The organism is Allorhizobium undicola ORS 992 = ATCC 700741 (assembly GCF_000621665.1).
GTDB classification, from domain to species: Bacteria; Pseudomonadota; Alphaproteobacteria; order Rhizobiales; family Rhizobiaceae; genus Allorhizobium; species Allorhizobium undicola.
This window is the reverse complement of sequence record NZ_JHXQ01000002.1, coordinates 359,771-372,781: the sequence shown is the minus strand read 5'-3', so window position 1 is coordinate 372,781 and position 13,011 is coordinate 359,771. Positions and strand designations below refer to the sequence as shown.

General features: G+C 58.9%; 12 protein-coding genes and 1 tRNA gene. 4 read left to right on the top strand and 9 right to left on the bottom strand.

All coding sequences use genetic code 11. From position 1 onward, the window contains the following. Positions 1-29: 29 nt before the first annotated feature. The 3 genes from T424_RS20110 (at position 30) to T424_RS21685 (ending at position 2,687) form a co-directional block, all read left to right on the top strand. Positions 30-473 carry a very short patch repair endonuclease gene (locus tag T424_RS20110; RefSeq protein ID WP_051558762.1) on the top strand — a complete coding sequence of 148 codons (444 nt, stop codon included), beginning with the start codon at positions 30-32 and terminating at the stop codon, positions 471-473. Positions 474-630: 157 nt separating this feature from the next. Then, positions 631-1,707, top strand: coding sequence for a nucleoid-associated protein (locus T424_RS0103825; protein ID WP_037066474.1), 1,077 nt, complete (start codon positions 631-633; stop codon positions 1,705-1,707). Between the two features lie 77 nt (positions 1,708-1,784). Beyond that, positions 1,785-2,687 carry a GTP pyrophosphokinase gene (locus T424_RS21685; protein ID WP_161712518.1) on the top strand — a complete coding sequence of 301 codons (903 nt, stop codon included), beginning with the start codon at positions 1,785-1,787 and terminating at the stop codon, positions 2,685-2,687. Between the two features lie 36 nt (positions 2,688-2,723). Here T424_RS21685 and T424_RS0103815 read toward each other — a convergent pair. From T424_RS0103815 to hglS, 3 genes are all read right to left on the bottom strand, one after another. Next, positions 2,724-2,809, bottom strand: a tRNA-Leu gene (locus tag T424_RS0103815). Between the two features lie 426 nt (positions 2,810-3,235). Beyond that, positions 3,236-4,768 (bottom strand): L-piperidine-6-carboxylate dehydrogenase, encoded by a 1,533-nt coding sequence (amaB, locus tag T424_RS0103810; RefSeq protein WP_027486547.1) that lies wholly within the window; start codon positions 4,766-4,768, stop codon positions 3,236-3,238. Between the two features lie 27 nt (positions 4,769-4,795). After that, the gene (gene hglS / locus T424_RS0103805; protein WP_037066588.1) at positions 4,796-6,187 is read right to left on the bottom strand and encodes a 2-oxoadipate dioxygenase/decarboxylase HglS; all 1,392 of its coding nucleotides are present in this window, start codon (positions 6,185-6,187) and stop codon (positions 4,796-4,798) included. A 107-nt stretch (positions 6,188-6,294) separates the two neighbouring features. Between hglS and T424_RS0103800 the strand changes: the two genes are divergently transcribed. After that, entirely contained in the window at positions 6,295-7,200 is a 906-nt protein-coding gene (locus T424_RS0103800; RefSeq protein WP_027486545.1) for a LysR family transcriptional regulator, read from the top strand. A gap of 65 nt (positions 7,201-7,265) precedes the next feature. On the opposite strand, the gene T424_RS0103795 is transcribed toward T424_RS0103800, so the two are convergent. The 6 genes from T424_RS0103795 to T424_RS0103770 all read right to left on the bottom strand — a co-directional run bounded on the left by T424_RS0103795 (position 7,266) and on the right by T424_RS0103770 (position 13,011). Beyond that, the gene (locus tag T424_RS0103795; protein WP_027486544.1) at positions 7,266-7,802 is read right to left on the bottom strand and encodes a gamma carbonic anhydrase family protein; all 537 of its coding nucleotides are present in this window, start codon (positions 7,800-7,802) and stop codon (positions 7,266-7,268) included. Positions 7,803-7,933: 131 nt separating this feature from the next. Beyond that, complete coding sequence (locus T424_RS0103790; protein ID WP_027486543.1) at positions 7,934-8,203, bottom strand: hypothetical protein; 270 nt, start codon at positions 8,201-8,203, stop codon at positions 7,934-7,936. 65 nt (positions 8,204-8,268) lie between these two features. Next, a complete protein-coding gene (locus T424_RS0103785; RefSeq protein WP_456236334.1) occupies positions 8,269-9,765 on the bottom strand; it encodes a D-alanyl-D-alanine carboxypeptidase in 1,497 nt (498 codons plus the stop codon). Positions 9,766-9,987: 222 nt separating this feature from the next. After that, positions 9,988-10,851 (bottom strand): hypothetical protein, encoded by an 864-nt coding sequence (locus T424_RS0103780; protein WP_154664788.1) that lies wholly within the window; start codon positions 10,849-10,851, stop codon positions 9,988-9,990. 399 nt (positions 10,852-11,250) lie between these two features. Further along, entirely contained in the window at positions 11,251-11,871 is a 621-nt protein-coding gene (locus T424_RS0103775; protein WP_027486540.1) for a transglutaminase-like cysteine peptidase, read from the bottom strand. A gap of 435 nt (positions 11,872-12,306) precedes the next feature. Continuing rightward, positions 12,307-13,011 (bottom strand): HAD family hydrolase, encoded by a 705-nt coding sequence (locus T424_RS0103770; protein ID WP_027486539.1) that lies wholly within the window; start codon positions 13,009-13,011, stop codon positions 12,307-12,309.

Sequence of the window (13,011 nt, the reverse complement as noted above, 5' to 3'; positions counted from 1 at the left end):
GGTCATTCGAGACATAGTTAACGCATCGGATGGAGAACGGGAACGGGGAAAGTTCATTGGCTGACGTGTTCACACAGGAGAAGCGCAGCGAGATCATGGCGCGCGTCCGGTCAAGAGACACAGGCCCAGAGATGATCGTGCGTCACCATCTTCACGCGAAGGGCCTACGCTACTCCCTTCGACGCAACGACTTGCCCGGACGACCGGACATCGTCTTCCCTTCGCGGCGTATCGCCGTGTTCGTGCACGGCTGCTTCTGGCACCAGCATCCGGGGTGTCGGGCGGCGACCCTGCCGAAGACGAGGACGGATTTTTGGCGGGGCAAGTTGGAGGCTAATGTACTGCGAGATAGTCGAGTGCAGGACGAACTTCGGGCTGCGGGTTGGCTACCTCTGGTAGCCTGGGAATGTGAGCTGACGCCAGAGCGGCTGGACGAGCTGGCTACATTGATCCTGGGAGCAGGCCGAGAATGAGCGAAGAGATAGCAACCGATGACCAAGAGCTCGTACTTTTTAAGTACATAATAAGAACTATGGACATCCTTATAGTTTTTAAGCAATACCTGTACTCGCTTTAAGGTTTTACAGATTCGGTTTCACGAATCTTCGAGCAATCGCGAGGGGGCTGCGCGTGATCTTCGAGAATTTAAACATTTCTCGCGTTATAATTCATCAGATTTACAAGAGGTTAGAAGACAGACAGATCGTCCAGCCTAGGTATGCCGGATCGTTGACCGTACTCGGCAATGAAGATTCTGCCGCCTTGCAGGATCGGTTCATCACCGCTCTAGGAAGCGCTTCTCGTTGCATGGAAATGCACATCACTGCCAATGCGGCCGGTAGCGCCCTCGATCTAGCGAGACGTTTAGCAGACAGTGACGACCCGCTCTTCATCAGCCAATCACGTGAAGCTGCCGACATGTTGGCACGGGCGCAGACACGCCTTAATATCCCCGGCGGTATAGTGGTCGTGATCAGCGGACAAGTCAGCTATCCACCAAAACGGTTCATCGGCATAATTAAAGCCGAGCCCCACTCCGGTTTCGCATTCAGTGAGGACGGCTCGCTAACTCTCGAATTCCTGAGGAACCTTGTCCTCACTCCCGAAGCCAGACTGTACAAGATCGGCGCATTCGTGGAAGTCGATACGCATTCAGAAGAAAGCGAGGGCTGGAAAGCGTTTGTGTACGACGACCTCATGACGGCGGCCAATCGAGACAATGCAGCGCAGTATTTTTACGAGACGTTCCTTGGTTGCAACATACCGCAGGATAGCGCCCGGCAAACTAGAAAATTCTTTGAGTTAACGAAGGAATTTGTCGGGAAGCTTGACATACCGGAGCACGAGAAACTGGATATTAACACTAGTCTATATACCTATCTGAAGGTTGACCAGTCACCGACCGTCGACACGGCAACGTTTGCAACCCGCTATCTTAAGGGAGCGGACATGCGAGACGCGTATGCGACCTATATGGAGCGAAACGACTTCCCTGACGCGGCTATCAGCAAGGATCTGTCTGATCTCAAGTACCAACTCCGGCGGCGGAAGGTGGTCTTCAATTCGGACTTACAGCTTTCGGGTCCCGCTGAGCGCTTCGCTGAGCTCGTCACCGTCGAGCCAATTGCCGGCGATCCTGCCGCAGATGGCACGAGGCCCGAGTGGACGCGCATCACCGTGCGGGATCGTATCCGCAATGAGCAATGAATGAGTCGGAGCTACTAGCGCGTTGGGCGCAGGAGAAACCGCTATATGAGGCTTGGGGGCGGCACGTTGTTTCCTGCGTGACCAATCGTCTCGCCATGATCGTCGCTCCCCGTACGCTCGACGAAGTCATAAAGATTGCGCCAGTGCCCCGGACGAAGACCGATAGTTCCTTCATCGACAAGGCATTTCACCGCAAGAATTATCAGGATCCTTATGCGGGCGTAGAGGATAAGGTCGGCGTCCGCTTCGTTGTGCTGCTTGCGGGAGATGTGAAGCTTGTAGGACAGGCGCTCAGCGAATGCGGCTTCGAAGTATCTAAGGATAGAGACTTTGAGCAAGAGCGAGAGGCTAGGCCTTTAGAGTTTGCCTGTCAGTCCGACCATTTCGTTGTGCGCACATCGACTGAGATGCAGGTCGATGGCCTAACGCTGGCCAAAGGCATGCCATGTGAGGTGCAGGTTCGCACGCTCCTCCAGCATGCGCACAGTGAGCTTACGCACGACCGGATATACAAAGGGAAGAAAGAAGCACCGACCAGCGTCCGGCGCACGGTCGCGAGAAGCATGGCGCTTATCGAAACAACAGATGACTTCTTCGGTCAGGTAGTCATCGCGCTTGAAGAACTGGATCGACCAGGGCGGGAACTGCTTGTGCAGGTAGACGGCATTTATCGAGAGGCTGTGGCTGGCGTCACGCCGGAAGCAGCGAAGTCAAACGTTCTTATCATCGACGCCCTTGCCCCGCTTCTCGGAACCGATGCCGCCGCCTCACTCAGGACATTCCTCAATTCCAAGCCCCACATTCCGGCTCATGTAGCAAGCCAGGCCACGCACAGCCACCTGTTTCGTCAGCCCGCCATACTGCTGGCTTATCTAGGTGGGGCCTCCAAGCCTGCCGAGACTGTCGAGAATTGGCCCCTCACACGAGAGGAACTTAGGCCGATTTTCACCCAACTGGGCAAAAGCTTAGACGATTATTGAGGTCAAGCTGGCCTCGACCGCAATAGCGGTTGGAGCTGGTGGCCGCTGTGGGAATCGAACCCACACGGGCGTAGCCCGAGGCATTTTAAGTGCCTTCCGTCTACCAATTTCGGCAAGCGGCCTTCCATTCCAACGCGTCCAGACTCATAGACGAAACACGCGCATCGGGCCTATATCAGGCCCTTATCGGCTCGACTAGGCCTAAGCGCATGATCCGGTTGCGCTTTTCTGCGGACACGTCGGGATTTTAAGTCCCTTGCGTCTACCAGTTTCGCCACGTCCGCGCGGCATGTGTTTTCAACGCAGTGGAAGGAAAATGCAAGCCCTCGTCACGCAATAGGCTGTTGAGCTTCTGAATTGGCTTTCCAAATCATGGAGAATTTCAAAAAATTCTGCACGCATGGATGGATGTGCCGGGGCTGCAAAAGGGAGAGATGCTTTCCCGGTGCGTGGTCTTGGCACCTTCTGGCAGAGCGAAAGTTTTCAGGCAGGAAGGCTCCCATGCTGGCGTGGCGCCAGCATGGGTTCCCGAAGCGCCTTTTGCCGTCTTATTCAATGTCGAATGAGACGCCCTGTGCCAGCGGCAGGGATTTGGAATAGTTGATGGTATTGGTTGCGCGTCGCATATAGGCCTTCCACGCATCCGAGCCGGATTCGCGCCCGCCACCGGTTTCTTTTTCGCCGCCGAATGCCCCCCCGATTTCCGCACCGGACGTGCCGATATTGACATTGGCAATACCGCAATCCGAACCATCGACCGAAAGGAAGCGTTCGGCTTCGCGCATGTCCAGCGTGAATATGGAAGAGGAAAGGCCGGCGCCCACGGCGTTATGATCGGCAAGGGCGGCGTCGAAATCGGTATATTTCAGCACGTAAAGAATGGGTGCGAAGGTTTCTTCCAGCACCGGACCCGAATGGGCAGGCATTTCAACGAGAGCTGGCTTGACGTAGAATGCGTCGTGGTTGCCGAGAATTACCCGCTCGCCGCCATGGACTGTGCCGCCAAGGGCGCGTGCCTCATCGAGAGCCTTCTGCATGGCGTCAAAGGCGAGTTTGTCGATCAACGGGCCGACCAGAGCGTTGCCGTCCAGCGGGTTGCCGACGGAAACGCTGGCATATGCCTTTTTCAGCCGGGGAAGCAGCTGATCGTAAACGCTTTCATGAACGAAAAGCCGACGCAAGGTGGTGCAGCGTTGCCCGGCCGTGCCCATTGCGCCAAAGGCGATGGCGCGCAAGGCCATGTCGAGATCGGCCGAGGGGCAGACGATGCCGCCATTATTGCCGCCGAGTTCGAGGATGGCGCGGGCAAAGCGCCGGGCAAGTCTGGGGCCAACCTCGCGGCCCATGCGGGTGGAGCCGGTGGCAGACACCAGCCGCACCTTGGCGTGGTCAACAAGAACCTCGCCGATGGCACGATCGCCGATCAATAGCTGCGAAAGGCCTTCGGGCGCTTCTCCGAAGCGCTTGATTGCCCGCTCAAGAATGGCATGTGTTGCCAGTGCCGTCAGCGGGGTCTTCTCGGATGGTTTCCACACCACGCTATTGCCGCAGACCAGCGCCAGCGCCGCATTCCAGGCCCAGACGGCAACAGGGAAGTTGAAGGCGGAGATGATGCCGACGACACCCAGCGGATGCCAGGTTTCCATCATGCGGTGGCCGGGGCGCTCCGTGGCAATGGTCAGGCCATAAAGCTGGCGGGAAAGCCCGACGGCGAAATCGCAGATGTCGATCATTTCCTGCACTTCACCCAGACCTTCGGAAGGGATTTTGCCAGCTTCGATGGAAACGAGTCGGCCAAGATCGGTCTTGGCGGCGCGAAGTTCTTCGCCCAGAAGCCGAACCAGTTCGCCCCGCTTGGGCGCGGGCACCAGACGCCATGCCCGGAAAGCCTCGTCTGCCCGTTCGATCGTGGCGCTTGCTTCGCTGGCGGATACGGTTTTCAGGCTGCCGGTCTGTTCACCGGTAACGGGCGAGAAGGATTTGAGATCGCCTGTGGTGTAAGCGGCCTTGTCTACGCCCAGCCGGTCCAGGATGGCGGCGGCGTCGGCGGCAATCGAAGCGGGCTTCGCAGCGATGTTCATGGGGAAAATTCTCCGTTAAGGGGGCGCTTATTCAGCAGCCGTCTGTTGGGTAAAATTGGCGAGGCAGGCCGCAAGCGAGGCCTTTTCCATGCCGGCATAATGGTCGAATTCATTCAATACAGCCGCCCCGAGGTCTGCTTCGAAGCGTTTCTGGTTGGGGCTGGCCACGAATTCCTGCTGAGCGCCATCGCCCAGATTGGACTGGAAAATTCCGGCTGCACTGACGGGGAGAAAATCCTCATAAACAATCGGATCGAAGCAGATGTAGCCTTCGGCAATCAGCGTGTCCGTCTCTGTGTTGGCGGGCAGGGCATTTGCGCCCTTCTGCGTCAGCGAATAGCTGAAATAGCCAAGGCCTTCGGCGCGGATTTGCGCCCAGTCGTCGGGAAAGGCCTTGAACACTTCGGCCAGCGCCTGTTCATAGGCCTGCGCATTCGAGCCATCAGCGGCAGGGCGAACGTGTTTGCGTGTTTCATCCAGCAATGCATCGTAAAGGGCGCGGCCTTTCGGCGTCAATGCGATGCCGCGCTGCTCGATTTCGCCAAAGCGGGCGGTATGGGTTCCTGCCTCCCAGCCGCCATGGCCGTTCTGGAAGGAAACCGCTTCTTCCAGCGCCTTGAACGAGGTCTGACGCAGGAGAATGGGGCATTTGCGCGTGGGCGGGCCTTCGACAACGGCTTTGGGAGCAATGCCGTAATCGGGCATTCGAGCCTGTACCTTGTCGATGTCCAGCGTGCGCGGCGTCAGGTGGTTGATATGCGGCCCCTTGAAGGAGACGACATCGGCAATCAGCCGGTGGGCGTCATGCAGGCGATGATACATTGAAAGCTCGACATTGGCCTTGTCATGCCAGCGAAAGGTTTCCAGCACCTCGGCCACGAAGCGGGCGGCGTCCTCCGTAGCCAGTCCGCCCTCTTTTTCAGCCTTTTCCGTCAGGGCAAGCGCGGCGGGGGTGAAGATCTGACGTTGGGCGAGGACGGCCGCCGCTTCCTGCCGCAATGCCTCGTCGGCAATAAGATCAAGCCGGAGCAGGGAGGTGAAGACGCGGAAAGGGTTGCGCTTCAGCGCCTCTTCGCCCACAGGCCGAAAGGCTGTGGAATGCACGGGCACGCCTGCGGTGGAAAGATCGTAATAGCCCACGGGGTACATGCCCATGACCGCGAAAATCCGGCGCATCGTGGCAAGCTCTTGCGCGGTGCCTAGCCGGATTGCGCCGTGGCGCTCTTCGGAAATGCGCTCCAGCGTGTCGGTGGCATCAAGGCGGGCCTTGAGGTCCGGCTGCGCGGCCAGTGTTTCCTCGTTTACCTCGGCCACAAGGTCCATCAGCGTGCCGTAAGCTGGAACCTCATTGCGATACATGGCCGACATCGCGCCGGAAAAGGCGGCGCGAATCTCGCTTGCGGAGACCTTGGCTGTCATGGTGGCTATTCCCTTCAGGATATGCAACATCATTCTGAAAATGCACCATAGGCGGTGTTTGCCGCAAGCAGTAGTGATTGTTTCTCCTAACTTCATGCAAAAGCAGAATGACCATGCGCAGAAGCCTCGTGCCGGACATCGTGAATTTACAGGCTTTCGAATGTGCCGCCCGGCATCAGAATTTCTCCCGCGCCGCCGAGGAGCTGAACCTTACGCAGAGCGCGGTCAGCCGCCAGATTGCCGATCTTGAACGGCAGATCGGCATGAAGCTTTTTCAGCGTATTCGTCAGCGCGTGGTGCTTTCCGAGGCCGGGCAGCGGCTTTTGCCAGAGGTGAAGGAACTCCTGATTCGTTCCGAGCGCCTGATGATCGGCGCTGTGGCGCGTGGCCATCGCAGTGCAGCGCTGAAAATCGCCGCCTTGCCGACATTCGGCTCGAAATGGCTGGTGCCCCGCCTTGGCGATTTTCTGGCGCGCTTTCCCGATGTTGCCATTACCATGGAGTCCCGGTCGAGCCCGTTTGATCTGAACGAGGAGAATTTCGACCTTGCCTTTCATTTCGGCCAGCCGGTCTGGGCCGGTGGGTTCGTCACCTTCCTGTGCGGTGAGCAGGTCTTGCCCGTGGCAAGCCCATCCCTTGCCGCGCGTTTGCGGGGACAGGTGCCGGTCCTGCCGGAACAGGCATCGCTTCTTCACCTGACCACGCGGCCCAAGCTGTGGGCGGATTGGTGCGAGATCCATGGTGTTGAGGTGCAAAACGCCTATTCCGGTCTGCGGTTCGACCAGTTTTCCATGGTTTCCGCCGCGGCACAGGCGGGGCTGGGCGTGGCGCTTTTGCCAACATACCTTATCGAGGAAGAAATGGAGGCGGGACTTCTGGTGCCGATTGCCGCACTGCCGATGTCCACGGAAAACGCCTATTATGTGGTGCGGCCGGAAAGCCGGCGCACACAGGCCATGGCTGACGCCTTCGAGAATTGGGTGCTGGGGCAGGTCGGCTCAAGACGTCCTTAGGGCATGATCCGACCCGAGTGAAACGAGGATCGACAAGATTATCCTTCAAGACCCAAGTCGGGCCTTCACTTTTCGGCCAAGGGCCTCAGATCGCGGGCAAAGCGCTGCCAGTTGGCGATATAGTTGCGGGCGGACTGGCGCAGCGCCTCGATGGCATTTTCATCCAGCGTGCGGATTGCCTTGGCGGGCGAGCCGACAATGAGGGAATTCTCCGGGAATTCCTTGCCTTCTGTCACCAGCGCATTGGCGCCGACCAGAGAGTTTCTGCCGATCCTCGCGCCGTTCAGCACGGTTGCTCCCATGCCGACAAGGGAATTGTCGCCGATGACGCAGCCATGGATAATTGCGTTGTGACCGATGGTGCAGCCTTCGCCGATGATCGTGGGCAGGCCTATATCGGTATGGATCGTGCAATTATCCTGAATATTCGTGCCAGCTCCGATGGTAATGGGGTCATTATCCCCCCGCAACACCGCGCCAAACCAGATGCCGACATTTTCGGAAATCACCACATTGCCCATGACCTGCGCATTCGGCGCGATCCAGTAACGGCCTTCGGCAGGAAGCTGCGGTACGAGATTGCCGAGGGCATAAAGGGCCATGGGGAAGTCTCCGTGAATAAGCGCCGTTCATGGGACCGAAGAGCGAAGGCGAATTTCGCCTCGCCTGCCGGAACAAGTTTTGCCACACGGCGGGAAGAATGCAACATGCAGGCGAGCGCGCACGCCCAGACTTAGCGCAGCCTCAGCCGTACGGGCTTACGGTTTCCATAGGTGCAGATATGCAGGTGAATACGCGCTTCAGGCTGCGAATAGCGCCACGCCCGCGCCCCATGGCACAAGAGGAGGGTCATGAGTTCGCGGGTCTTGGAGCGCGGCTTGTGCAAGCCGTATTCTGCAAGGCGCATGGCTGCGTCATGCAGGGGGGAAAGGTGGCTGCGCGGATTGTAGGCCTCCTCGCGCAGATCCTGCCCGCCATTGCGGGGATAATCGCTGTTTGACATTTACGGCCTCGTACTCACTACTTTTCGAGGTTTGGCTTGGAGGGGCAATGGCCCCTTGAACAAGGTCACTGCATGGCTGCCCAGCAACTGACGCCGGACTTTTTCAGCGCGTTACAGGCGTTTACGGCCTCCTTCTGGTTCTTGAAGCCGCCAAAGCGGGCGCGATAAAGCTGTGATCCATCATCGCTCACCGCCACTGCCAGCGGTTTTGCGCTGCGCAGCGGCTTTCCGGCCTTGGTCTGCGCGGTTTTGAGAAGACCTATCGCGCCGTCGCGGCTGTCTGAAACGCCGATCTGTACCGTCCAGCCGGTGGCCGAAGCCGGGGACGTGGAGGCCGTCACCGTTTCATCGACATTTGCCTTGCCGCCGCGCTTATGGCTGGCAGTCTTGCGCTGCTCGGGCAGGGGTGCCGCGCCGGAGGCGGCATCAAGGGCTGCGGCCTGTGCCGCAAGCGCATTGGTGGCGGCATCGGCATGGGCGGGATTTTCCACAGGCCGGGCATAGGCCTGCACGGCGGGTGCTGCGCTGGCCATTTGAGCCCTGGCTACTGGGGCGCTGGCCACTGGGGCGATCGCCGCAGGGGCGTCTTCCTCTGTTTCGTCATTATTCGCCACGTCCTCGTACCGCGAACCGGGAACAGGTACGTCGTCTTGTGGCAGGCGCGGCATCTGGGCGGTGCGGGCGGCAACGGGCTCCACGGGTTCCGGCACCGGTTCGGCCCGCGCCATGGCGCCGCCGCCACCACGGGTGCTGGCCTGCGGCAGTGCGGCGAGCACAAGATCGCGCATCCGCTTGTCACGTGACGCACCGGTCGCGCCGCCCATGACAACGCCAACCAGCGAACGCCCGTCAAGGCGCAGCGACGTCACCAGATTGAAGCCGGAAGCGTTGGTGAAGCCGGTCTTTATGCCATCCACCCCGCGAACATTGCCGAGCAGCCGGTTATGATTGCCGATGACCTGCCGGTTAAAGGTGAAACTGCGGGTGGAAAAATATGGGTAATACTTTGGAAAGTGCTGCCGGAGCGCCAGGCCCAGCCGCGCCTGATCGCGGGCGGTGGTCATCTGGCCGGGATCGGGAAGACCGTTGGCATTGCGATAGGTGGTCCGCGACATGCCGAGCGACCGGGCCTTGGCTGTCATCATCTGCGCAAAACGGGGCTCTGAACCGCCGATCAACTCGCCAAGCGCGGTTGCGGCGTCATTGGCCGAGCGGGTGATAAGGCCAAGAATGGCCTGCTCCACGGTGAGGCTGCTGCCGGGCTTCAACCCCAGCTTCGTCGGACGCTCCGTGGCCGCGTGAACCGACACGGGAACCCTGCTATCCAGACGGATACGCCCCTTTTCCAGCGCTTCGAACGTCAGGTAAAGCGTCATCATTTTGGTGAGAGAGGCTGGATAGCGCAGCCCGTCCGGATCGGTCGCGTGAAGCACTTTACCGGAATTTGCGTCGATCACGATGTCCGAATAGCGGGGACCTGCGGCGGCTTCTGCGGCCCGAGGCGCCAGAACGGACGCGCCCGCAATGGCCAACGCAACGGAAAAACAGCAAATGCGCCGGATGTTTAAGCTCCGGCCAAGGAGGGTAGCAAAAGGCTTGTTCACCACGTCTTCTCTTTTCCTGAATTCATTCCTGGCCGCCCCCCAGCGACTAGGAATGCACTTTAGAAGGTCAGCGTTACCAAGTGGTTTATGATGAATCTTTGCTTTACCTTTTCCTGCGGTTTCGATGATGCTGTCTCAATGCGGCGCAACTGTCAGTTTGCGACATTGCAGGCGCTTCATTCAGGCTTTCGCCGGGCCAGCGCTGGCAAGACGGTGGGTGATGTAATCCCGGATGGCGGTATCGATGGCCTTCCATGACGCCAGATGCTTGCTGGAGAACCGATAGAGAATGGTGAGATCGCGGCCCATGTGGAGGTCGCGCTGGCAATCTGCGGTAAGGGTGGCGGCGGCGGCGGGATCGATGCAGCGCACGGCGTAATCTGCGTCTGCGGGGCGGCGGGCGGAATAGATGAGTTCGCCGTCGTAGCCTGTGCCCTTGCGGAACCGGTGCGCCGTCAGACCGAAGGGCGCCGATTGCGCGTCGCCCTCGAAGAGTTGGCTATAGATAGGCTCCATCCTGCCTGACATGTCCCGCGACATGACGCTCTGGGTGATCTGCACGAAGATGAGGCCCGATGCCTGCGCGGGATCGGCAAAGCGCATCCTGTCGGCCTCGCGAAAGCCTTGCAGGCCAGGCCAGGTGAGGGCCAGATCAATGCGGGCGGCCGGGCCGTCCTGTCGTTGGCGCTCGAATCGTATGGCGTTTTCCTCGATGGCGAGCGTGTCGAGCCCGACAGTCACAAGCCGTGGTGTCGTGGAGGCGCTGAAATCCATCACGTCCAGCCAGGCAGCGATGCGATCGGCAGACAGCGTAATGGTGATCGAAACCAGCGCCAGAAAGGCAGCCGCCATGGCGGCCCGCCAAATCATCGGAGAGGAGAGAAGGTCTTCCTCGCCCTCTTCGAGGTCTGGTCTCATCGGTTCCGGCACTGCGACGATGCGGTCCTGGCGGGCAAGGCCGGGCGATTGCCTTTCCCTGTTTTCACGGAATTGCTGGCGGAAAACCGGTTCCCAATGGTCCTGCGAATGCTCCAGATGCGCCATGTGCAACCTCATCCTTGAGCCAGCCGCAAGATCGGCCGGGAGAGTCGTTGGGATCAGGTTGCGCCCATATGGTTAATGAATGTTTAAGTTGGGTGTTGTCGTCCTTAATGTCTGTTACCCAGCAAGGGGCGGTCATCACGAGACTATGCCTCGAAAACAGCAGCTTGCGTCCTGAACTTCATCCTGTCTGTGCAATGATGTGAGCGCAGCGCGCCACAACGTCTTGCAAGGCTCCGGCATCGACGGGGATTTGAGATGGTGCCCGCGAAGGCATGGGCTTCGCGCTTACAAAAGTGAGCCGGCTCCGTGGCAGCGGAGCCGGCTCGTGGCCCGGACTGGACGAGTTGTGCGGGGAACGACCGGGCCGAACCTTTCAGATTTTGCGTAACCTTTCCGCTATCAATTGCCTGCAACCGTAGTAACCGTCGCAGAGGCGGGAGCGCGGCCGTCGAGAATCTTCATCCAATGACCCGGATCGTCTGCCGCTTGCCGCTTGAGATAGGTATATTCGGTCTCCGACCAGAGCTTGACCTGATCGCGCATGTTATCCAGCACGAAGTCCCCGCGGTCGGTGCGCACCGTCAGCACGGCGTGGCCCTCACCATTCGGTTGCAGCACCACGGTCATCAGCAGGTCGGAAGCGGATATGCCCTTTTGCATCAGCATCCTGCGCTTGAGCAGCGCGTAGTCTTCACAGTCTCCGGCTGTCGTGGGATAGGCCCACTTTTCCTCCACGCCGTAAATCTCCTTGTCTGTTTCCGGCTTGATCGCGCTGTTTACCGAGACGTTGACGTTTACGATGTCCTGCCAGAGGGCGGGTGAAAGAGGTAGCGGGCCGGAATCGCCATCCAGCGGCTTGCACTCTGAAGGGGACTGACGACAAAATTCGTAGTGACCTATGGGTTGGCTTGCCCGTCCGGTGACTTTCATCGAGCCGGAAAGGGCAAAGGCGGGCTCGGCCGCCGCAAGCATGAGAAATGCGGCGCCGATGGCATGGGTTTTTCTGTTTTTGCGGGCCATTGCGGTACTCCCTGTCATGGAAGCACAATGACGCCCGACCTTTTGAGGTCTCGCAAAATACAACGCTCAAAGGCTATGTAAGTTTATCTAAAATCCGAGTTTTGATGTAGGAATTTGGAAATTATACTTACGCAGCATTTGAATAAAATTCTAACGATATATATCCTGTGATTTAAAAAAACGATATAAAACAGCTGCATAAGCGAGGTTTTCAATGTGAGGATCGAAGAGCGCGAGTTTCAGATACGCCGGGTGTACTGTGGCAAATCTGCCGCAATTGGATGTCTTTGGCACGAAAGCCAGAGAAAGAACCGCAGTTGAACGTCCGGAAAAATGCATAGGTGAGGGGAAAGAAGATCTTTTTTGGTAAGGGAGTGGTTAAAGGCGGGTGGCCGTCACCGGACGTAAAACCGAATAGGCTTTGCGGGAAATTCGCTACAATGCGCGGAAAATCCGTCGGGCAAGGTTTTCGGCGATCAGACCTTCCACCAGTTCCAGGGTCAGCTCGTCGAAATGCTCGATGATCCGATCGGCGCCCAGGCTGCGCACATCCACATCCGAATAGCCGAACGGGACGGCGATCGAGGCGATGCCGGCATTTTTCGCCGCCAATATGTCATTGATGCTGTCGCCGATCATCAGGGCCGGTTCACCGGGCTTTCCGGCGCGCTGAAGTGTGCCGAGAATATGTCCGGCGTCGGGCTTGCGCATGGAGAAGCTGTCGCCGCCGGTCACAGCTGCGAAATAGCCGCTCAGCCCAAGGCCTTCCAGCAGCGGCCGCGCCAGCCCTTCCAGCTTGTTGGTGCACACGGCGAGCGTGCAGCCTGCGCCGCGAAGGCGGTCCAGTGCCGCGACAAGGCCGGGATAGGGCTTGCTCTTGCCGGGCATTCCCGCCCGATAATGGGCAATGAAGCGGTCGAGCAGGCGAGCAAGGGTGGTTTCGTCCAGTGAACGTTCACGCAGGGTAAAGGCCCGCTGGATCATCATTTTCGCGCCCTGACCGACGAGATGGGTCATGTCGTCATAGCCCGCCGGCTGCAATCCTTCGGCTTCGATGGTGTGGTTGAGGCTTGCCATCAGGTCGGGGGCGGTATCGACAAGGGTGCCGTCGAGGTCGAAAATGATGACTGGCTTGCTCAA